The sequence below is a fragment of the Allorhodopirellula heiligendammensis genome, assembly GCF_007860105.1.
Taxonomy (GTDB): domain Bacteria; phylum Planctomycetota; class Planctomycetia; order Pirellulales; family Pirellulaceae; genus Rhodopirellula; species Rhodopirellula heiligendammensis.
The window spans coordinates 2,065,619-2,089,397 of the sequence record NZ_SJPU01000001.1 but is presented as its reverse complement, the minus strand read 5'-3'; the positions used below and the strand labels follow the sequence as shown (position 1 = coordinate 2,089,397).

Genomic DNA, 23,779 nt, shown 5'->3' with positions numbered 1-23,779 from the left:
TCCCATGATTCCGTTGGAATGGACACGACCGTGGTTCCTACTCGCCCTGATTCCGATCTTGGTCGTGATCTTGGTCTATTTCCGCCGTTCTCTATCGGACTTCCCGCCACGCCAGCGGATGATTTCGCTCTTCGTCCGCGTGGTGATCGCGACATTGTTAGTTGCCGCACTGGCGGGTTTGACGCTATTGCGAGACACCCAAGAACAGTTTGTCATTCTGCTGACAGACGATAGCCTGAGCATTGATGACGACGCCCAACAGCAGCTTGATGAATTTGTCCGGCAGGCGGTCGCGAGTAAGGGTGGCAATGAACTTGCCATGCTTTCATTTGCGTCGTCGGCCGGCCCCATTCACTCACTCAGCGATGAGGCATCAATCCCTCCACCGCGAGCAGTTGGCAAAATTTCCGAGGACGACATCGGAAATGAGGATGCCGCGAATGCGGACGAGGAGAAGCAGCGACGCGACGGCACGAACGTGGCGGCTGCGATCGAAGCAGCGGCCGGCTACATTCCCCCTGGCTATGTTCCTCAGATTGTGCTGGTAACCGACGGGAATCAAACGGCGGGGGATGCTGTCGGAGCCGCCTCACAGAGTCGGGTTCCGATCACGACCATCGCACTCCCGTCGATGAGTGAACCAGAGATTCAAGTTGCGGCTGTCGATGTGCCAGCAGAAGTTCGGGAGGGCGAGCCGTTCAACGTCGGTGTGGTGGTCCAGTCCAATCATGACGACGAAGGACTCGTTGAAGTCTACCGCGGCGACCACAAGGTGATCAGCGAAACAAAACAGTTCGCGAAGGGCGAGAATCGATTTCAGTTTCAACAATCGATCGAACGAGACCGCTTAGCCGCATTCACGGTCCGTGTATCGGGAGTCAAGGAAGACACCTTGCTGGACAATAACTCTGATATTGGCCTGGTTTATTCAGCGGGCAAGCCACGCGTGCTGATTATTGAAAGCGATCCCAACCTGATTCGCGAACTTGCCTATGCGCTGGAAGATGAAGGCATCATGGTCGACGTCCGCCCTCCTCAGGGAATGCCGGAATCATTGGCTGATCTGCAAAACTACGAATGCTTGATGTTATCCAATGTTCCTGCGACGGCATTGTCGCAGACGCAGATGCAGATCGCCCGGACCTGGGTTCAGGAATTGGGTGGTGGGTTGATCATGCTCGGAGGTGAGCAATCGTTTGGGTTGGGCGGCTACTACAAAAGCGCCCTCGAGGATGTCTTGCCAGTCCGCAGCGACTTTGAAAAGGAAAAAGAGAAACCTTCGCTCGCGATGGTATTGGTGATCGATAAATCGGGATCGATGCAAGGCGATCCCATCGAGATGGCAAAGTCCGCTGCCCGCGCCGCAGTCGAGCTGTTAGGTCGTCGAGATAAGGTCGCTGTACTTGCGTTCGATGGAGAAACGTTTGTGATCAGCGATATGCAGCCGGCGAGCAGCTCACTCAAGATTAGTGACGAAATCGCGAGGATCGAAGCGGGCGGCGGAACAAGCATGTATCCCGCGATGGAAATGTCCTTCAGTATGTTGCAAGCGGTATCAGCCAAACTGAAGCACGTGATCCTGCTGACCGATGGTGTCTCTACTCCAGGCGACTTTGAAGGGATGGCCCAGCAGATGGCGTCGTTGAAAATGACCGTGTCGACCGTCGCAGCAGGTAGCGGGGCCGATACGGAGCTGCTCGAGCAGATCGCCCGTACTGGTAAGGGACGCTACTACTTCACCGACGATCCAGCCCAAGTGCCACAGATCTTTGCGAAGGAAACCGTCACGGCAAGTAAATCGGCGATCGACGAGCAACCGTTTCTCCCCGTCGTCATCCGTGCTACCCACGCACTCGCCGATCTGGATATGGAATCTGCTCCGTTTCTGCTGGGATACGTGATGACGCGACCCAAGCCGACGAGCGAAGTGATTTTGGCGACCGAGAAAGGAGACCCGCTCTTAGCGTGGTGGCGATACGGCTTGGGAATGACGGCAGCATTCACGTCCGATGCAAAATCTCGTTGGGCGGCCGAATGGATGACATGGCCGGGATATGGCAAATTTTGGACTCAGGTGATCCGACAGGTCATGCGTAAGAGCGATACCCGCGGGATCGAAGTTCACACCGTCCGTGAGGCTGACCGCATTCATGTCGACATCGATGCGGCAAACGAAGTCGGCCAGTTTCTTAATGACGCTGAAGTCGAACTGACGGTGATCGATCCTAATTTGAAACGGCAGCTGATGACGGTCGCGCAATCCGCGCCAGGTCGCTATACAGGCGATTTTGAGTTGCCTGCACCGGGATCCTATCACATGGAAATCAATGTCCAACAAAACGGGCAAACGGTGTACCGGCAATCTCGCGGCGTGATGCGTGGTTACAGCGACGAACTGCGCATCCGCCCGACCGACGAGACACTGCTGAAACAGATCGCCGAAGTCTCTGGCGGTCGGTACAACCCCGTCGCTGCTGAGCTGTTCCGCACCACCGACGCCATCGCTAACCGCCCTACTCCGTTGTGGCCATGGCTGCTTACCGCTGCCGCATTCCTACTGATCCTCGATGTCGCTCTGCGTCGTATCGACTTTGAAATGCATTGGAGTCGCTGGTTTGGATTCTCTCCCGCTACCCTGGCGGAATAACGACGACCTCGCAGCGAAACCCCCGCCGCATTGCGGCGAGGAGTGCCAAACGAACGACAAGACTATTCCGCTGGCAACAGTTTGTGGTTGCTGAAATGAAGCTCTCGAATTTCTCTTTCCCCATCCACACCGACCTGAACTGTAAAAGAGCTTTCGGGCAGGTAGAAATCACCGACTTGCGTCCATGTGAAGCGGTTGCTGCCATTGGACTTCAAGTTGCCCGTGCCAGGATCTCGGAAAGTTACCGAGGTCGTTTCAGGTAAGAACTGGCCGTTGGTGGTTTTAAACTGTTCGACGTTCGTGATCTCCATCCAGGAAGTCTCTGATTTTCGATGAACCTCCCGAATCACACCGTCCTGAATTCGAAACTCACCCGATCCGTTTCGCTGACCGATCAAACGCCCGATCGGACTCGTCTCATTGTGATCCAGAAACACCACGTCATAGGCGGGGGCGTCATCCGGGCGACGATGCGAAATCACAGACCGCAGTTTCGCATCCACCCAAGGCTCGTCGGCATCAGCGGGCAGTTGGTAGCTGTACTCAAAGTCGCTCTCCACCCTCAGCTTCGTTGAATGCGATGCGCTGTCAGTGATCACCACAAGATCGGCGGTGAAGCCGGGGAAGTTCTCCCACACAGCACGTGAGTTGTGTCCGGCAAGCATCATGGCCGCAGGGCTTCCAGCGGGGTAGAGACCGGCGGGAGCTGAAGCCGCAGCATCGGCAATAGAGTCCTGCGCCCTCAGTGGATTCGTGGACACTAAACACGCTGAAAGGGCAGCGAGCAGCAGGATTGTGTTTCGTTTGTTCATGGATTTCTATCTCGACGATCGGAGGCTGAGTGAGTTAATTCTTGATGGCAAACAATTCGTCGCCGCTGCGGATAATCAGGTACGGTGACGCCGCCGCAGCGGCATACAAAACTTTGGCGCTGGTCGTTTCGTTACCGTTGGCAGGAGCTTCGTCGCCTGCTTCCGCCCAACATCGGTTCTTGGCGACCTCATCGCCATTGGTCAGTGAGATCACAGACGTCGTGCCCTTGTGGCCGAAAACATAGATCACATCGCCGTTAACGATTGGAGTGGCCCAGATGCCGCCTGCGCTGACGCGATCCATGGACACCTGATCCCCTGATTCCAAATCGATGCGATAGAGCACACCGGTACGATTAACGATCGCTGCGGTGTTTCCCGCTACGACCGGGCTTCCAAACGTTGATGTCGCTTTCTTGGCTTGCCATTTAAATGCCGCTTGAAAGCTTCCATCAGCCTGCTTGGTGACTTCGACCAAGCCGTTGGACGCCGCGCCTGATCCACCGGAGGTTTCTCCACGCCCATCGGATGCTCCGATCAAAAACAGGTTTTCGCCTACGGGCATCGGCGTGCATGAGCTGTTATTCGCAATATCGGTAAACTCCCACAAACGTTCGCCAGTGGTGGGATTGAGTCCAACAATCTTTCCGCTGCCACTGCATACCAAATGAGGTTTGTGGTCAACGCTGATTAACCGCGGTGAGGCCCAGGATGTAGTTCCCAGACCGGCGACTTTCCAGACGAGATCGCCACTCTGTTTGTCCATCGCCACCAGATAGGGATCCTCACTACGCTCAACCCAAACGAAGATGCGTTCAGCATCTTGGGTTAAAGACGCTGCCAATCCGTGACGAGCTTCAATCTCACCGAACTGATCAACTAGGTTTTTCTCCCACTGCCGCTCGCCTGTGGCTGAGACTGAGACCAATATTCCACCCTCAAAAAACGCGATGAAGCCTTGCTGCGTTGCCACCGCAGTCGGTGCAGCGCGGCTGACCATCGACGAATTCTTAAAGGGAGACGGATTCGCGAGATCGATCTGCCACTTCGGTTTGCCCGATTCAATTTCGTAGGAGCATACGTGATAGCTGTCTTTGTTCTCGCCACTGGTGGATGTGACCACAATTTGATCATGGGCGACGATCGGTGCTGATTGCCCGTACCCCGGAATGCTGGCAGTCCACGCGATGTTGGCTTCCGGCGTCCAGTGGAGCGGTAGATCTAACTTATCTGGCTGAGGTTGGCCACCGTTTTGGAACTCTGGCCAAACCGATGTGTCGGCTAAAACCGGCCCGTTAGCGAGAACAGCGAACGCAGTGACAGCACCGAAACCGGCGGCAAGTACCGTTGGCATCAAAGCGAAATGACGAGTGCGCGGCATGCGAGGTTCCAAACTTAATTTAGAAAATGGGGCGATGTGAGACATGGTCTGCTTACTTGCTCCGAAGTGAAAATTCGAGCGGCTCCATTTCCGCCTCGACGGTCGCGGTCAATCTACTCTGCGTGTTATAGATGGCTGGGAGGATCGGATATGCCCCCCGCTTCATCCGTTTGCCTTTCAGTTCTGCCAATGCCTGCTCGTCGTCAAAAGCAAGTTGCTGGTCGTCAGCGTATTCGATCTCGATACGGTGATTACCAACGCTGGGTCCATGTTCGGCATCAGCTTGAAACGCACCCGCGTGAATCTCAAATGTCGTTTTAGGGCCCAGCGTAACACCGGTCGGTACGAATCGAATCGTTCCATCTTCGAGTGGCTTGCCATCGACAGTCACACTGCCACGGATAGAAGCCGTCTCCCAGTCTTTCTCCACGCGGGATCGGCAACCCCCACAAAGTAAGATCGCCGCAATCGATGCCCAATAACACCACGAGCTCTGCAGGCTCATGGAGTTTGGCTTAGAACGCATCGATAACCTCACTGCCATTGCGGGTTGCGAGTGAATCAATGATGGTTGCGTCCAAGCTATCGGTCAAAAAGTGAACAGATCCATCAGCGTAGAGAAATTGCAGTCCGCCGACGTGATCGCTGCGGAACGAGCGAACCCAGTTGCTATCGTAGATGCCATCGTTGGCCACGTCTTTTGGATTGAACGCGAACTGGGTTGTGATGCCAGTTGAACCAGGATAGGGGTTTCCCCAGTAGGTGAACGAGAACCGCGATGAACCGGCGCAGTCGCCGCTGCTGAACTTATAGTCGGGCAGGTTGTATGCTGTTTCGCCGATCATCAGTGTGTTGGACGATCCATCTAAAAAGTCTCGAAACCCAGTCTGCTTGTCGACGGTGTCGCTATAGACAATCGCACCGTTGAGTTGCGGTCGCGGTGTCCCGTAGTAGGACCAGTATTGGTTGTAATCTTTGGATCCGATCGACGCCGCGTAGTTGCCCGGTGCGCGTCCCGAGTCGGAACTGCACGATGGCACCTCCCGCCGCATCGGCGACGAGGGACAAAGAAAGAACGGTATCTGTTGCCCCGTCACGGCCACGTTTTTGGGATCCGAATTGCTCAGGGAGAAATCGTATTTCTCGAATGCGGATCCCTGTTCGATCATCGGCAACACCGAGGTGAAGATGCTGCCGCCGCTGAGCGAACCATTGGCATCGACGTTGGGAAACCGGTTAAACGTGCTGTGGTAGTTGTGGACCGCCAATCCAATCTGCTTCATGTTGTTTTGACATGACATGCGCCGCGCCGCTTCCCGAGCGGACTGGACTGCGGGCAAAAGCAGGCCGACCAATACGCCGATGATCGCTATGACCACCAACAACTCAACCAATGTAAAACCACGTCGAGTGGAATGCGGATGACCAGACACACTTGTAATTCTCATCGAATTCTCCTTGCAAACTCCCGGCTCGCTGAGGTGCCACAGCATGCTCGTAGGCATGGCGGGCGCACTGTACCGGGAAAAACCAAAACGGAATTACTGTACGGTTCACGGTGAAGCGTCAGTTACAGTTCCGAGCGTGGCTGGCAAGAAGTTCGAGCAAACGTAATCTGCTGTGGCAGAGTGGCTCGATACATCCAATGAGGCTGGCTGCGTCGTCGGCGATCAATCTCAACTATCGTTCGCACCAACAGCCAGAGTCCCCTGCGGGCTACGAAAGTACCTGACGTGGCACTGTCGCAGACCTCGAGATGAAACTCCGATCGAGCGAACCTTAGTGATAATGATTCTCATCACAGAATGACGACGCGTCCCACATCTGTCAATCATCCGCGCTCGAAAAAAAAGAGCCGCCCCATCGTGCGCCCGCCGGGAACACGTTGCCGACGAGGGTCCAAACTCGCACAGGGGCGCCCCACCGCTCACGCAGCCACATCAGGGTTGCTCACCACACCCTTCGACCGGGTGAAATCGCCCGGAAAGTTTTTGAGCTCGCCGGCAGTGGGCGGACGGCATACTGACAAACGATCCTGTTAGACTGCGCAATCCGTCGACTGAGTTCACAGTGGGGGGCGAGGAGATCAAAGAAGAATCGTGCTCTCGATTGATGACATTGCGTTTTGAGGAGTTCTGAATATGGGTGGGTTTTCAGCAAGTTATTTGGTCCGCAGTTCCGATGCGGAGGCTGTCGCCGGCGAACTCAAGCGTCTAATGGCGGACGAGGGGTGGCAGCCGAGTACGACGCCACTCGCTGACGAGGACACGTGGGGAGTCGGCGGTTTGCGTCGCGGAATCATTGTTTGCCAGCCCTGTGGCGGTTGGGTGGCGGTAATCGATTCAGCGGCGATGGTCAGCGATTCCCCTGCCGCGCTGTCGCGAGCTCTCGACACCAGCGCCTTCAATTTTCATGTCCACGATAGCGATTTCTGGACCTATGCATTTTTTCGATCTGGCCTGACGATCGATCAGTTCACGAGCATGGACGAAAGTGAGTATTTTGGCAGCGTTCTCGGCGAGATTGATGATGAGGCCGATGGATATCCTCATGAACCTACGGTGAGCCTTAAGGATCGTTGGAAGCTGCTCAAAGATTGCCTCCGCGGCGAGACGACGCGCGCGGAGTTGGAAGACGTCCTGAAACCAGTCGATCTGTCGTCGCTTGAAAACTTCTCGCTCGTAACGGGCGAAGCGGGATTAGCCGCATTTCTCTCCCTGTTGGGATGTGATTCATCGCTGGCGCAACTGAGCTACCGCTACTGGCTGGAGGATCCAGCAGCGCAAACTTTGACACAGCACTGTCACCTGCTTTATGAGCATCCAGACGCGTCAGGTGACCAACATCACGCCATGGATGACAATGAGCCAACAGTCGATCTTCGGGGAGCCGCCCTGCATTCGGCCGCAGCTAGCAATGATATTGAGACCATCGAGCAATTGATCGCCAACGGAGTTGATATCAACGGCATCCCTCGAGGATTCACCGTCACCGCCCTCGCGATGGCCGCGAGTTACGCAAGTCCCGCAACGATCCGCACGCTCGTCTCGCTAGGAGCCGATTTGCAGCAGACGGGCCGCGACGGAGCGTCACCGCTGCGGCTTGCGGTGCAATCGGGCAACGCCGAGAACGTGGTGGCATTGATTGAAATCGGCGCTGATCCACACGAATTCGATCCGATCAACGGATCGCTTTTGCACCAAGCCGTCATCGTTCAATCAGCGGCGGTCGTCTCGAGTTTACTTCGACACGGCGTCGATGCCTCGTTAAAGAATGGAGAAGGGCTCACGCCCCTCGAGCACGTCAGAATTCGACGAACAGCCATCGAGCAAGCCCTTTCCAAGATGAGTGGCCACGACACGGGGATGCTCCATGAAACGGATGTGCTCCGAGATTGCCTCGACGCATTTGTCGACATCGAACGGCGATTGGATTCCCACTAACCTCTCATCGGGCAATGATAGCAACCCGGTATCGAACGTCGTTGCTGTCTTCGAAAGCGGGGATGGTTTTATTGATGACCGCGATCGCTCGTCGGTGTGTTGCGTGAGGGCGCGGACAGTCTCAATAGAATACCCGCATCGCGCCTTCGAATTGAGAGTTTGAAGACCTGACTCTCCGGCACATCAATTAAGTAATTAGCAAAATATTAATTAATTTTGTTGACAACGCCTGAGTGGCCCCTTAGCTTCACACCCATAAGGACGGGCAGACTGTAGGGACTACAAGACGTCGCTAAGGTGATGTTGCGGCGCTGGAATGACGCTTTGAACCGGATTTAGGCGGACATTGCATTCGTTGGGTAGAACTTGAAGAGGCTCCCACAATGTCGCGATTCTTAAGCCAAAACCCGTCAGGCTGCGATACTCGAGCAGCGCGAGAAAAGCGTCGACGGAAGCCAGATCACCCGGCTCGTCACCCCGCTCGTCAACATCTCGTCGAGACTCTGGAACGCCGCGATCATCCCGGCAGTCTGCTGGAAATTTCCGCCATCGCGCTTTTGGGACAGCCGGAGGGCGAGAGCAGAGATCCCCTGGACCGAATGCTACGAATCGCTGAGGACACGCGGATTAGCCGTGAACAGTCCGAAGTTTTGCAGGGTGTCAAACGTTCGCGATTCACCAAGCCGTTCGCCGACCATCGGTGGGAGCCACAGAGAGCATCGATTCATACCGAACCTCCACTGGGCGACCGTGGCAGCTATCACGCACAGCGCGCAAGAGCGATTGACGCGCTGCTTTTTCCCCGACCACGCACTCATCCATTGATTGCCAGTCCGCTGCAGGGGGCGATCTCGGATTCGTTTCTGGTCGCGGGGATTAACGAACCGCTTGGATCTCCAGCGGCAGCTGCTACCGGACGATCTTCCATCGGATCGGGCACCGGTGGGGGCTCGTTGGGGGGCGGGATGACCGGTGGTGGGGCGACTGGAGGCGGATTCTCCAACTCTCCGCACCAAGCTGCCGATCGCGCAGGGACCGCCATGAATTTTAGGTTCTCTCAGTCGAGTAGCGACAATACAACCAGCACCGGGGGCAGTATTGAGGAAGTGCAGAGCATAGGCGGTGCCGATACGCCCACGATCGAAACAGTTGGTGCAACGGAGGCACCGGTTCTCACTACGGATTCCCCCATCCAGGAAGCGAGTCTATCGAACGCGCGCAACACCCCGGCATTCATTGCTAAAGACGGCGAAGGCAGCAGCACTCACGAGAGTGATGTCAATGCAATCCCCACCTCGGATGCATCCGTGGACAACGATCTCATCGGCGGTCCGTCGAGCTACACGGCTGCTGATTTATTGGAGGCAGCGGGAAAGGCTCCCAACTCGCCCACCATTGAACTGGCGGCCACCACTGACGCTCGTGGCGCCGGACGATTTTTGGTCACTGGCAGTATGTCGCATGAGCTAGCAATCAATCACGAGCTACATGTCTACAGTATCCAGGATGATCTGATCCGTTCACTCGGAGATGCCATTCTGGATGACTCCGGCGGTGACGCGGGTACTTTCCGATTGGTTGGGACTGGCAAGATCAACATCGGCGACGAAATTTTTGTGCATGCTGCACCCGCCGATGGTTCCATGGGCTCGGTATCAGAACTCTACAGAGTTGAGAGTAGTCATGACGGAGATCACGATGGAGTGCCAGAAGAACTGGAACGGCTGGCCAGCGATGGTGACGGAAACAACGATGGCATTTTGGACGCAATCCAAGCGGACGTTGCCACGATCCCCGATACTTACTCGGGAAGACCAACGACCATCGACGCGAACGGGGTGGCTCTCAACGGCGTGCGTAGCGTTACACCGATGGATGCCATGTCGGATCACCGTCTGCCGCTGGGACTGTTTGAGTTTGAACTCCATGAGGTTCCTCTCGGTGGGGTGCAAATGGTTACAGTCCACTTGCCAAACGACCAGCCCGTCGATGGGTGGTACAAGGAAGATCCGATCACTGGCAGACTGAGTGAGTTTTATTTCGACGGAACGACGGGTGCGATCCAAACACAATCTGGATTCACGCTCTACATCCAGGACGGTGGTCGAGGCGACGACGATGGCATCGCAAACGGAGTCATTATCGATCCTGGCGGCCCCGGCTATGCCGGCTCAATCTCGATGTCTTGCGCTGGTGGCGATCCGCTAGACGGCTGGACGGCCTCACAGTTTGGCGGAACGGATACGGGTCGCGGAACAGTGGTGGCCGATGGGCCTGAAGTTTTGGTAAGCGAGGGGGATTCGCTCTTAGTTTCAATTACCCGTTCAATCACGGTTCCCGACGATCCATCGTGGCTGATGTTTGGCTTCGAGGCATTATTTGATGAAACCGCCAATGATCGTATCAACGATGCGTTTGAGGTCGCTCTGCTCGATCAAGATGGTTACAGCGTGGTACCAACTATCGAACTGAACCGTGACAGCTACTTCAATATCACCGAAAGCATGGGAGCGATTGAAGGCGATACAACGTACCACTATCGAAACGATCCCGATGACTACCTCAGCGGATATGTGGATCTCGATATTTCCCAGCTGAATGTCGGTCAAGAACTGTCGCTTGTTTTACGCCTGGTGAATAACGATGGCGATAGCGGCTCTTGGTTCCGAATCACATGCGATCACCCCATTCCTACCGCATCGGATGATTACTACACGACCGTCCAAGATAGGGTTCTCGTTGGAAACGCCCCGGCACTGATCTCCAACGATTTCGATGAGGAGGGGCGTGCGATCACCGTAGCCCCGGGGTCGGTCACCGAGCCTTCCCATGGCAGCGTGTCAGTCGATTCCAATGGCGAATTCGTCTATGCCCCTGATCCAGGATTTTTTGGCGATGACTTTTTCAACTATCACGCATCCAACGGAGTCTTCAGTAGCGCCAATGCGGCGACAGTCCACATTACCGTCGATCGCGCAAATTTGCCACCCATTGGTAGCCCGAACACCTACCACGGTACGGAGGACGTGCAACTGGTTGTAGATGCTCCTGGCGTTCTAACAAATGACGCCGACATCGATGGAGATCATCTGACCGCAGTCATCGAAACTCAGCCTGCACATGGATCGCTTGAGTTTGCTAGCGACGGTTCGTTCACCTACATGCCCGATGGCGACTATCATGGCAGCGATAGCTTTACGTATCGAGCCCATGACGGATTGCACAGCTCGGACATTGTCACGGTCTCGGTATTGATCGCATCTGCCAAAGACGTGTTGGACGATGTATTTGTTACTGACTACCAAACTCCTGTCAGTGGCGACGTCACTGCCAACGATACCTTTTCCGCTTCGACAGTGCACACGATAGGGAATGACGCGACGTACGGTGTGGTGATTGATGAAGGAAATGGGAGGTTTACCTACACGCCCGGCGATAGGTACTCAGGCGTCGATACTTTCACCTATCGGGCTACTGATGTCCTGGGCCAAACCGAGGTGGGGACGGTCGTAGTCACGATCAACCCGAGCGTTCACGAGTCAGTTTGCTATCCAGCTCTAAACTTTGACAGCGCTTCCGACGGTTCCGACAATGTTGCTGGAATGATTGCCAGAAACGTGTGGGCAGAGTGGGGCATCACGATCGAAAGCTCGCAAGCATCCAATCCACCCATGCTATTCGATTCCGCCCAACCTACCGGTGGCGACCCTGATCTAGGGACGGCCAACCGAGACTTCGGTGGCCCAGGAATTGGCAGTGGCGGACGGGCAGGCGCTCCTGGCGCGAATGATGCGGCACTCGGCATGGTTCTGATCATCAGCGAAGACGGTGACTCGGGGGACCCTGACGACAACGCCAGAGGCGGAAAGTTACTCTTCCACTTCGATGACCCCGCCGCGATCACATCCATCGGTTTACTCGACGTAGACAACGGTCGAAACGAAGTGCGGCTCTTTGACAATCAGAATAATCTGCTCGCCCGCGTTGAAGCGTCCAATGTCGGTGACAATGGATTCCAACGACTCGCTCTTGATACAAAAAATGTCTCCAGGATGGAGGTCGTCTTCGCTGGCAGCGGAGCGGTAACGGATCTGCAGTTCTGCACTGATGTTGACCCTCCCGTTAATTATGCCATGCCCGTCGCGGTTGACGAAGGTTCGCCAGTCTCTGTGCAGCTTCATTCAACCGAGGTGGTGACGCAGTGGTTCGTCGATTGGGGAGACAGCGCGAATGAAATGATCTCCAATGGATCAATGTCCGCGAGCCATGTGTACGACGACGGCGATGTCGCTCGCGACGTGTTTTTCTGGGCGGAGACCACATCGGGCATCTACTCGACTCGCACTTCAGTGACGGTCAAAAATGTCGATCCGCTCCTGACAATTACCGCTCCCCTCACGGTCCGGCAGGGCGATGTATTCGACCTCGACCTCCACGAGATCGATCCCGGCGAAGATACGATCTATGCATGGCAAATCAACTGGGGTGATGGCACGCCGGATCAATGGATTGGCGGCAATCCAAATTTGGTCGCCCACCGTTTCGCAGAGCCCGGGTCTTATTTCATTCATGCCACAGCCTTCGACGAGGATGCCCCGCACGATGGACTCTTCCATGAAGCAGCAGGGCAGGTCCTCGTTGAAGCAGAGAATTTCCAACACGCAAGCGGTGGGAGCGGGACTGCAGCCAACCATGACTGGGCGGTACGGTATGACCAACAAGCGTCATCAGGCCAGTACCTCCTCGCCGCACCAAATTCTTCGCTGAATACAGGAGACAGTACCGAGGGTCCGCGCCGCGACTATTCCATCAAGATCGACCAACCAGGAACGTTCTACGTATGGGTGCGGTTGAAAGGTGTGTCGGATAGTGACGACTCAGTTCACCTGGGGGTTGATGGCACGCCAGTCACCTTCGGCAACTTGGGCATGACTGACAATTCAGGAGATTGGACGTGGGTAAACGCGGTCAACAATCGCTCCGGAGACGACCGCGTGACAATCACGTTTGACTCGCCCGGCATTCATGCTCTCAACATGTGGATGCGAGAAGACGGAACGGCAGTGGATACGATTGCGCTCAGTCGCGACAGCGAATTCACTCCCTCTGGTGTCATGGATGGTGGAACGTACGTCGCTGGCGGAGGCTACCGCTCCAACACCGTCAACGTCAATGTACACGATTATAACGAAGCCCCGGTAGCGAATGATGATATCTTTGAAACCGACGAAGACACGCAACTCGATATCACGAGCCTTCTCCATAACGATTTCGACGGCGACGGTGACGCTCTCACCCCGGTCCTGATGACGCATCCCGCTCACGGAAACACCGCACTCCTTGAGGACAACGCGTTCACCTACACGCCTGCTGAGAACTACCACGGCAGCGACCAGTTCACCTATCGTGTCTTCGACGGACACGTTCACTCAGCCGTCGCGACCGTCTACCTGACGGTTCACAGTGTCAACGATGCTCCCGTGGCGATCAATGATGGCTACGTCACTGACGCAGGTGTCGCGTTACACGTCGGAAGTTCCGAGGGCCTGACCGCAAACGACTGGGACTCGGACGCTGACGAAATTCGAATCAGCACTGTCACAGATGCATTTCCCGCATCCGCTGGAATCCTTCGCACCAGTCCGGATGGTTCGTTTCATTTTCTTCCGAGCCCCGGATTTGATGGCAAGGTCACGTGGGAGTACACAATTACCGACGGGGCCACCACCTCGGCGCCGGCGACGATCACGATCAACGTCGCATCGGTGCAGGAGTTCGCAAAGTTTTACGTCGTCGACCATAGTCGCCATGAAATCTTCAAGTACGGTGACAACGGCGACTTCATTGAGAACTGGGACTATGCCAACAACGACCGCGCGCGTGGCATCACCGCCGATGCAGCAGGCGATACCCTGTGGACCATCACCGCAGGCCACGAGATTGTTGTTTACACACCCGACGGCAACGAAATCGGTCGATGGCAGGCCAGAGCCAACGGCACGAAGAAGAATGCCAAGAACTTAAACGCTGCCGAAGGCATTGCTACCGACGGTCGCCATCTTTGGGCGGTTGATCGAGCCAAAGACAAAGTCCTCTACTTTGCCGAAGGTGCGGCGCATCGTGCTGGAGACATTAGAGCTACCAGCCAATTCGATCTGCACCCCAGCAACCGAGACTCATCTGGTATCGCGACCGATGGCACTCGCCTATTCGTCCTCAACGATAAAAATCACGCTCCCCGAGTATTCGTGTACACGCTCGCTGGCGAGTATCTAGGCGACTGGAGAGTGGATGTCGGTCGTGGCAATCACGATTTGCAAGGAATCACCACGAATCCGCAAGGTGGAACTGAACTGTGGATGGTCGACAAAAAAACCGACGCAGTCTACTACTTCCCATATGGCACGTCGTTTCGACATGGCAGTCATGCCAATGCTGCGACATTCTCCCTCGATGCAAATAACCGAAATCCGTATGGCATCGCCGATCCACCTCCCGCAGAGTTTAACCCGACAATCATCTGGACAGGTGCAGTAGATGATCATTGGGACGAACCCGGCAACTGGACAACCACGGATTTAGCAGCGGTCCACCGAGTCCCGACAGGTACCGATAGCGTCCTCATCGATGTTCCTGGTCACGCTCCCGTGCGGATCGACAGCGGTTCGTCGTCGGGTACCAATGCCGCGAGTCTGTATTCCGAAGAGCCCATCACTGTCGACACTGGGGGTCAGCTCTCCGTTACTGGTACCGTCGAGATTGCCTCGCTGACGACCAACGGCACGATCAGTCTTGGCGGTGTCGCAAAGATAGCAAGTCTTTCGATGTTTGGAGGAATTCTGCACAGCAACGGCGAAGTGCAAGTGGAGGCGAATTTCGATTGGTCGGGAGGTGTGATCGTCGGTCCCGGGTCATTGACCGTAGCTCAAGCTGGATGGATTCATGGGACAGCAAATAAATCAGTAGCAACGACCCTGATCAACGATGGTGAGCTCATTCTGCAAGATTCTGGAAACGTCACCATTGGTCGCTTGCTGTTGTCCGATCAATACGAATACGAATACCAACCAGGCACCTGGCACAATCGCTCTGGCGGGACAATTGACATCCGTTCTGACGCAGACGTCATCGATGCGTTTGATGCTAACTACACGATCAACGCGGCGAGCTCCAGCAGTCTGTTTCACAACGAAGGAACTATCAAGAAAACGCAGGGAACCCAACTTACTGTCATCGACGTTCCCTTTCGTAACGATGGCAGCATGAATTCAAATGGCCTGGTGAGTGTGGAATCGGGAACACTGCAACTCCGTGGCATAGGCGTGTCTTCGGGTAAGTTCTTTATCGAGAATAATCACACCCTGCAACTGGCGCCTCAGGCGGATGCGGACAGCTATGGGACCGTGGACCTGGACAGTCCCCAGCTGAAACTTTTGCCAACCGCCGCTGTTACTGGAGACGGGACGCTGGAGATCGCCCAAGGTGTAAGCGAGATATCAAGCGATGTGAATGTCGGCGCAGTCCTCGTCAGCAGCGGTGGGGTGAGTTTCGACGGAACTCTGCAAGCACACTCGTTACAAATCAGCGGTGGCAGCGTTCGCGTTGACGTCTCCGCACCAGTTTCGATTGACGATGTCACTCTATCGAGTGGCACATTGGACAATGATTCTGGGCTGACGATTCAGAACGAATTCGAAATCAGCGGCACTCCTAGGCTCACGGGCGATGCAACAACACGAGTTGTCGGCACGATGCGGGTTGGGGCGACGCCGTGGACGGGCAGTCCCGAATTGATCGACCATCGGCTGCTTCTCGAGGGAACGACTCAATGGGTTCATGGCAGAATCATCGTCGACGGAGCATCTCAAATACTCAATTTGGGGACTCTCAATGTAACCGGCGACGGGGCGGTCGTTTCCGCCGTCGATGACTTCGGTGTTCCGAACTCCACAGCGAGTTTCATCAACGAGGGCTTGATCAACCATGACGGCACAAATCTGTTCTCTATCGACCTTCCCTTTCAGACCAGCGGGAACGTTTACGTTGCACCAACCAAGACACTCGCACTCGGTTCCGACGAACCCATCATTATGAGCGACGGCCTTTTCACGCTCGATAACGCCACGTTGCAACTGGCATCGAGCTACTACGAAAACAATTACAATACACTACTGATCGATGGGGGACAGGCTATCGTCAGCGGTCGAATCGCAGGCAGCATTGAAAATCACGCCCATTTTTCAATAAGCGATGCTTCCAGAACTCTCCAGGTTGACGGAAACTTCATCCAGTCCTCCAGGGGGACAACAATCCTCAGGGTCATGGATGCAGCGTTGGGGCCAGTCCACGAACAGATCCAAGTCACAGGATCGCTCCATCTTGATGGTGATCTTGAGATCCAACGTGTCGGGCAGACCCAGATCGGAGACCAGTTCACACTATGGGTTAACGAAGACGATCATCGCGACGAGGGCCAAGGTCAGAATACGGTCGATCCTGTGATAGGAACCTTCGCAGCTAAGGATGAATGGAAGCCTTGGATTCTCGATGGTGAAGTGTTCAGACTCACCTACGCTGGCGGAACCGGTAACGAAGTTGTCTTGCGCCACTCTGGTCCTGGGATCGTCGTCAATGACATTCGAACCATTGAGGGCAACGATCCCAGCCGAGTTATCGCTGTCCCGGTGACACTCGATGCCCCAGCCCGGTATCCCGTATCAATGGACTACGCGACTAGCGATGGGCTGGCGATTGCCGGCGTTGACTACCAGCACACCAGTGGAACGCTCGTCATCGCCGCCGGCCAGCGCGAAGGGGTGATCGAGATTCCCACACCGGGAAATAGAGACGCCAACCCCACGCGAGATTTCTTCGTTTCGCTTTCATCACCAGTAGCAGGGACTCTTCTCAATCAAACCGCCACGATCACCATCGTGGACGACGACTATTCTGGAATCCCCGATAACCTTGGAAGAGAATTCTTTCTTGCCATTCCTCCAAACGCAAATGCCTACCAGGAACCTCCGGCGAATGAAGACGGTGATCGCGATGGATTCTTAGTTGTCTTGGTAAGCGAGTTCGATACGGCTGGGAATATTTCTGCCCCTTGGTCAGAGGTGGACATTAATTTTGAACTCGCGGCAGGTGAGACACAGCAGTTTTATCTGCCGGCATCGCTTGAACCGATTGGCAGCGGGACAACCGGTGTCACAGGTGAGGGAACCATCTTGCCAAGTGCCATACGAATAACTGCAGACCACGAAATTGCGGTGTATGGGCTGGCCGCTCAGTTCGCTTCGACCGATGGATTCATGGCGTTGCCCACTGATACCATCGGACAGAACTATATTTTGACGTCCTATCCCACCGATCCACGGCTGGGGGGAAATCTCGGCACACAATTTCAGGTCATTGGCACAGTCGATCAAACCAGTGTCGAAATCACTTCGCCCGATGGCACTCGAGCGATGCTGCATCTTGATCGCGGCGAGGTCTACTCGCTAAAGGACAGTCGCGCGCTCGCTGACTTCACCGGCACGCTCATCCACGCCTCTGAAAAAGTAGCCGTCCTCTCTGGCCACACTTGCGCCAATGTGCCCATCGGATTGACGACGTGCGACACGCTAATCGAACAGCTCCCACCGCTGGAAACACTCGGCAAGCAGTTTGTTTTAAACAAACTCGCGAGCAAAGGCCCTGATGTCATCCGAGCCGTCGCCGTCTACGATTCGACAGAGGTTTGGATTGGCGAGACGCAGGTCTCATTAAGTGCCGGAGATGTGCACGAAGCGACGCTGGCCGCATCAACATCCGTCATCTCCAACCAACCGATTCAGCTGACTCAGTTCGCGACCGGTTCGCAGAATGACCAGGTGGGTGATCCGTTTATGATGCTCGTGCCACCGACCGAGCAGTTTTTGTCGTCATACATGGTCTCGTCCGAATTCCCGAGAAATAATGATAGTTATTTAGGATTGACCGTTCCAAGCTCGGTCATCAGTGAGATCAAGATCAATGGGTTATTCGTCGACCCGACTCACTTCGTTTCTGTCGCGGGAACAGAGTATTCCGTCGCGAACCTCAGCGTCGATGAGGCGGGCCACAGCGTCACCGGCCCACTTCCATTCGGCGTAACGGCGTATGGGTACAGCTATGATGAATCCTATGGCTACGTGGGTGGTCAGTCATTCGTTCCCATCGACGCCGCTCCTGAAATCAATCTCGATCCGAGTATCTTGCGGCTGCCCATCGGAAACCAGCACCATGTCGTCGCCACACTTTCGGGCCAACAAGGAATCCCGCTCCCGGGCGTTCGTGTCGACTATACCATTGCCGGTTCCAACGCTGAGGTGGGCTCCCTCCGCACCGATGCCTTTGGTCGAGCAACAATCCTGGTCGATGGTCAGTTTGCTGGTATTGATAGTATTACTGCGACCGCTATGGGCGTTATCGACACAGCAACGGTCGAGTGGTTCGGCGCGACGCCTACCATTGAAGTCATGTCGCCGAGCGATGGGGCTGCGATCCCGACTGGGCAGACCGTGCTGATCAGCGGGCGAGCAAGTAGTGGAAGTGAGGACGCGACGATTGTCTCGCTGAGCATCGATGGCCAGCGCATTGAAACGGTGGATGCGGCAGGCAATTTCTTCACTTCGATTGAACTCCCCTTTGGTAAATCGCATTACGACTTTGAGGTAATCAACAGTCTCGGTGCCTCGGCGACCACCACTCATCGCCTCGAAGGTTTACTTCCGCATCGTGCCAACTCCGCCCTCGAATCCATGATCGATGTTTCGGCGATTCTTGAGCAGTACGCGACGACCTCATTCAACCAACGGCTCAACCAGCTTTATGCGGAACTGAGTATTGTCAATCGCGGCAACACCCCCGTTTCGAATCCTCTGTGGATTGGCGTCCGCAATGTCTCCGATCCGAGCGTGGAATTAATTGATTTCGACGGGATATGGACCGATGGCACGCCATACTACGACCTGTCACCCCTCGTCGACACAGATCAGCTACTTCCCGGTGGCAGCACCACCCTCGAATCCATCACGTTTCACGTACCTGAGAGGCAACCGTTCGACTATGAACTGGTTTTGCTTGGAGCAATGAACGAAGCACCCGTGTTTACATCAACCCCCGTGATTTCGGCCCGAGGCGGAATTGGTGAGACGTACTCAGCTGGGGTGAGCAGCTATGATCCGGACAGCGACGCGGTGACGCTCGAAATCTTGAGCGGCCCCGCAGGCATGACCTTCGTCGATATCGGCAATGGTAGTGGATATTTGCAGTGGGACAACGTCCCAGCTGACTTATCGAATTATCCGGTATCGCTCCGCCTAAGTGATTCTCATGGAGCCGAATCCGTTCAGTCGTTCGTAATCTCAATCATTGATGGGTCGATCAACCGTCCGCCCGTTTTTACCTCCCTACCTGCGACCGAGTCCGACGCCGAACAACGCTATACCTATGACTCGTTCGCTCGCGATGCCGATGGTGACGTGCTCGAATATTCCTTGTCGGTCGTTAGCATTGACGATCCCTTGACTATTCAACTTGCCGGGGTCGTTGGTAGTGATGCCGATATTACGATCAACCCCAACACGGGCAAAATCAACTGGTTGCCCGATGGAGTCGACGCAGGTGATTATGCAGTCATTGTTACCGCCGACGACGGTCGTGGCGGCGATGCGAAACAGCGGTATACGCTACGACTAGGGCCTGTCGCAGGCAATCACGCCCCCGTATTCACGTCTCTGCCCACACCATCAGCCATAACCGGCACGAGCTATCACTACCAAGCATCCGCCTTGGATCCGGATGGTGACCTGCTAACGATCTCGCTTCGGCATGGTCCCGCAGGTGCGGCCATGAGCACCACAGGCGTGCTGTCGTTCGACGTGCCTGGTGGCGCCGAATCCACCTACGATTTCGTCCTGCAAGTGAGCGATGGTCGTGGACACACGACGCTTCAAGTATTCACGCTTGCCGGAATTGACGCTGCACCGGCGAAGCTCGGCGGTCGCGTCTATCACGATGTCAACGGAAACGCGATATTCGACAGTGGGACGGATACCCCATTGGAAAACACCATTGTCTACCTCGATTCCAACAGCAATTTGCGGTTTGATGTCGGCGAGGCATCGACTACTACAGATGTTGCGGGAATCTATCACATCGACTCGCCCGCAGGCGACTATCGCGTTGGTTTTGTACGGGGGGATCAGTGGGCGACGATCTCTCCAACTTCGCTGGTTTATCAAGGCACTGTCTCCTCTGCGGAGGCGGTCACTCAGTTGGACTTCCTAGTCGACACCCGGCCGCGTCTGAACACCGCCCCTCTCATCAACACAACCCCTGGTCTCGCCGCACGATACTTTGAGCCGTTCCTGTACGACGTGGATGCGACGGATCCTGATGGAGATCGACTTACTTACCAATTGCTCGATGGCCCCGATGGCATCACGATTGATCCCATCACTGGTCTAATTCGCTGGCTGCCTGAACCTCACACTGCCCAGGTGGGAACGATCACGGTACAGGTATCCGATGGCAAAAGCGGCTTTGCTCGCCAGACGTTCTCCCCAGAGTTTACGTTTGCCAACCAAGCCCCGACCATCACCAGCACACCTCCGAGGACGGCTGCGGTCGACGTGCCGGTAGTCTACCAGGTAGTCGCCACGGATCCGGATGGTGACACTCTACTCTTCTCAGTAGATCCGGCATCCATATCATCCGGAGTGTCGATTGACTCGACCACAGGACTGCTGTCCTGGACGCCAGCTGGCACTGGGGCGATCGACGTCACGGTGGCCGTTGAGGATGGTCGCGGCAGCGGAGCTTCCCAAACATTTACGCTCGCCCCCACCCTTGATGCATTCCCGACCCTTGATGTCGCGCCGTGGGTTCGCGTACCGATCAGAACAGAAGCGGAAATCCCAATCATCGCGCATGATCCACTCGGCGACGCCGTAACGGTTGAACTCCATCCCACAGCGCTCACCTCTGGCGCCCAAATTGTTCAGCGTGATCTCAATGCAGATACGATCCTAGAGAGCGTGATCGTATTCACGCCGCCCATCGTTGGTGAATCAATTCTTCCCATTACGGCCTACGACCCAGCAGGACAAGCAGTCACTGCTACGGTATCAGTGATGGCGTATGATCCTGCCCTGGCGTCTGATAATCGACCTCCCGCGAGAATGGTTGTACCGGCACCAATTCTCTACCGCGACCACCCTATGCAAGTTACTGCGAGCGTGGAAGATCCCGAGCGGGATTCCATTGAATGGTCGCTCGAGGTTAGCGGTGATCCAGCAGATGGGCCACAGATCAACCCGAACACCGGCGTGATCACTTGGACACCCAGGGCCCCAGGTAACGTGACTATCGCGGTCAGCGCAGATGATATGTCCGGTGGTGTGCTCACCAAGGAGGTGACCTACACAGTACTTGCCAATGCGCCACCGCGGTTCGTATCCACACCTGTTCGTGGTGGAGCCGTCGGCATCGATTACGCCTACGACAGTCACGCCAATGATCCTAATGAGGGTGAAACCGAGGCATTGGACTATCGGGGCAGTATCATACCTTTGGTGAGTAGCTTCGGCAGCGACCGTCGACTCTGGCCGTCCACCGACTTTCAAGTGGATCGCCAGACCGGTGAACTCGATTGGGTCCCTAGCGACGCGGGCGACTACTTCGTCACACTCATCTCAACAGATCCTCACGGCGCGATCGGTTCGCAATCGTACGTCGTCAGCATCATCAATAGCAACGGCGAGAACTCGTCACCCAACCTGCTGACTGAAATTGCACCGCGGTACCTGCTCAGCCCACCTGCCGGTCAATCTCGCGTCGGCGTCCCACTTGACTACCAGGCTCGTGCGATCGACGTCGACAACGACCCGCTGACCTTTGAACTTGTCTCCGGACCCGATGGAATGACGATGACATCTGCGGGGCGTCTCTGATTCACCCCAAGCGATTCCTTAATCGGAACTACTGGTTCCTACACAGTTCGTGTCGTTGACGGACGCGGTGGTGAAGATACGGAGACTTTCGCGTACTCCGTCACGACGGATGCGGCAGCAAACAACCGGCCCCCAGAGATCACCAGCAAGCCGTCGACACGCACGTCGCTCTCAACACCGTATATCTACAACGTCGATGCCACAGACCCCGACGGCGACTCGATCCGGTTTGAATTGGAATCAGCACCCGCTGGGTTCGAGTGAAAAGAGGGCCACCCACTTTTCAGTCCGGGCTGCGGCTTGTTTTTTGGCCGATTTAGCTACGATCAGGTCCCCGCAGAGTGCCACCACCGAGCATCGGGCTGATTCTGATCCGATTCTCCAATATCGGCGCAGCAGCGCCCCCGGATGGAATCAAAGTGGAAGGTTTTCCGAAGACGGTCAGGCCGAAGATATCCCGAGTGGGTTGTCACGGGCGCAGAGCCAACCTTGACCGCGACGGCTGGCTTCCTCGGCGAGGTGTTCTGGGCTACCCGCTGCTCGCTTGAACACCCGCCCAAATCGGCTCACGACGTCACACCAGGCATGGGTATCTAAGCCCATACGTGTGAGGATCGGCTGCAAGTGCGAGGGGATCGCACTGACCTTGTCACTGCGGAGTTGACGGCCCGTCCAGTCGAGCAATTCCAGATAGCTCGCCAACGAGACACTTAGGAAACCTTTCAGGCTGCCTCGTCTGCCCGAATGATCCAGGTGCGGTCCGACGGGATCGTGCTGCTCGTCAATTTCAATTGGACTCATCCAGCCACTGTGCTGGCGACCGCGGCTTCGCTCCCAGTCATGGGTGCTTAGGCGGGTCCGATCGGAGCTATGAGTCAAGTCGTCAATCCGATCCTTGGCTCCAGTGTACTTGCTCGATTCAGGCGTTTCCGCCAAGGCGGCACGAATCGGGTTGAGATCCACGTAGGCCGCACACGCCAACAAACTCGCTTCATCGAGGAGCACCTGTGCCCGAAAACGCCCTTCCCAAAAGTGGCCGCGAGCCTCGTCCTCGGCGTTACTGCGGCGGGCAATATTCTCAGCGAGACAGCGCATGTACCAACTCACGTCAGACAATCGCTGACGCCGTGAGGCCAGAACCTCCGGCTGATTCAGGATCATGTTCAGCTCCGGTCTCGTCGGCACGGCAGGGCTGCCGTCAGGGTTACGACGCGCGGGGAACAGCCGCAGCCAACGCTGGGCGACCTCATCGTCCGACCACGCCGCGACAACGTCCGGGCGACTTCTTAGAACCAGGTGCAGGTGATTGCTCATGATCGAAAAAGTCAAGCAATCGATCGCGAACACGGAGGCGAGGAACTCCATTCGGTCGCGAATCCAGCCCCTGCGGTGCTCGAAACACTCTCCAGTAGCGGGATCGGTTCCGCAGAGCCACGCCTTGCGGACGCACCTCTCGATACAGTGGAGGATCTGAACCTCACTGGGATCGATCACTTCCCCACGAGCTTGCCTGGGCATCT

General features: G+C 55.8%; 8 protein-coding genes. 3 read left to right on the top strand and 5 right to left on the bottom strand.

The window, feature by feature from the left end; translation table 11 throughout:
• Window positions 1–4: 4 nt before the first annotated feature.
• Window positions 5–2,647, top strand: a complete 2,643-nt coding sequence (locus Poly21_RS07875) for a VWA domain-containing protein (RefSeq protein ID WP_302118059.1) — start codon at window positions 5–7, stop codon at window positions 2,645–2,647.
• A 62-nt stretch (window positions 2,648–2,709) separates the two neighbouring features.
• Here Poly21_RS07875 and Poly21_RS07870 read toward each other — a convergent pair whose 3' ends face one another.
• Genes Poly21_RS07870 through Poly21_RS07855 form a run of 4 tightly spaced genes read right to left on the bottom strand, consistent with a single transcriptional unit; the run spans window position 2,710 to window position 6,288 of the window.
• Window positions 2,710–3,459: a DUF3386 family protein gene (locus Poly21_RS07870; protein WP_146406309.1), complete on the bottom strand. Its 750-nt coding sequence runs from the start codon at window positions 3,457–3,459 to the stop codon at window positions 2,710–2,712.
• Window positions 3,460–3,493: 34 nt separating this feature from the next.
• On the bottom strand, window positions 3,494–4,840 hold the full coding sequence (locus tag Poly21_RS07865) for an outer membrane protein assembly factor BamB family protein (protein WP_302118056.1): 1,347 nt from the start codon (window positions 4,838–4,840) through the stop codon (window positions 3,494–3,496).
• A gap of 52 nt (window positions 4,841–4,892) precedes the next feature.
• Window positions 4,893–5,345 (bottom strand): pirin family protein, encoded by a 453-nt coding sequence (locus Poly21_RS07860; RefSeq protein WP_146406308.1) that lies wholly within the window; start codon window positions 5,343–5,345, stop codon window positions 4,893–4,895.
• 10 nt (window positions 5,346–5,355) lie between these two features.
• Window positions 5,356–6,288 carry a DUF1559 domain-containing protein gene (locus Poly21_RS07855; protein WP_146406307.1) on the bottom strand — a complete coding sequence of 311 codons (933 nt, stop codon included), beginning with the start codon at window positions 6,286–6,288 and terminating at the stop codon, window positions 5,356–5,358.
• A gap of 693 nt (window positions 6,289–6,981) precedes the next feature.
• On the opposite strand from Poly21_RS07855, the gene Poly21_RS07850 reads away from it, so the two are divergent.
• Window positions 6,982–8,283, top strand: coding sequence for an ankyrin repeat domain-containing protein (locus Poly21_RS07850; RefSeq protein WP_146406306.1), 1,302 nt, complete (start codon window positions 6,982–6,984; stop codon window positions 8,281–8,283).
• A gap of 383 nt (window positions 8,284–8,666) precedes the next feature.
• Complete coding sequence (locus Poly21_RS07845; protein WP_302118053.1) at window positions 8,667–22,259, top strand: Ig-like domain-containing protein; 13,593 nt, start codon at window positions 8,667–8,669, stop codon at window positions 22,257–22,259.
• Window positions 22,260–22,700: 441 nt separating this feature from the next.
• Here Poly21_RS07845 and Poly21_RS07840 read toward each other — a convergent pair whose 3' ends face one another.
• Complete coding sequence (locus Poly21_RS07840; RefSeq protein ID WP_146406954.1) at window positions 22,701–23,777, bottom strand: hypothetical protein; 1,077 nt, start codon at window positions 23,775–23,777, stop codon at window positions 22,701–22,703.
• Window positions 23,778–23,779 lie beyond the last annotated feature (2 nt).

Excerpts from the sequence above, each read along its gene's own strand:
- Poly21_RS07845 (WP_302118053.1), top strand. The coding sequence starts at position 8,667 with ATGTCGCGATTCTTAAGCCAAAACCCGTCAGGCTGCGATACTCGAGCA.
- Poly21_RS07840 (WP_146406954.1), bottom strand. The coding sequence starts at position 23,777 with ATGCCCAGGCAAGCTCGTGGGGAAGTGATCGATCCCAGTGAGGTTCAG.
- Poly21_RS07875 (WP_302118059.1), top strand. The coding sequence starts at position 5 with ATGATTCCGTTGGAATGGACACGACCGTGGTTCCTACTCGCCCTGATT.
- Poly21_RS07870 (WP_146406309.1), bottom strand. The coding sequence starts at position 3,459 with ATGAACAAACGAAACACAATCCTGCTGCTCGCTGCCCTTTCAGCGTGT.
- Poly21_RS07865 (WP_302118056.1), bottom strand. The coding sequence starts at position 4,840 with ATGCCGCGCACTCGTCATTTCGCTTTGATGCCAACGGTACTTGCCGCC.
- Poly21_RS07850 (WP_146406306.1), top strand. The coding sequence starts at position 6,982 with ATGGGTGGGTTTTCAGCAAGTTATTTGGTCCGCAGTTCCGATGCGGAG.
- Poly21_RS07860 (WP_146406308.1), bottom strand. The coding sequence starts at position 5,345 with ATGAGCCTGCAGAGCTCGTGGTGTTATTGGGCATCGATTGCGGCGATC.
- Poly21_RS07855 (WP_146406307.1), bottom strand. The coding sequence starts at position 6,288 with ATGAGAATTACAAGTGTGTCTGGTCATCCGCATTCCACTCGACGTGGT.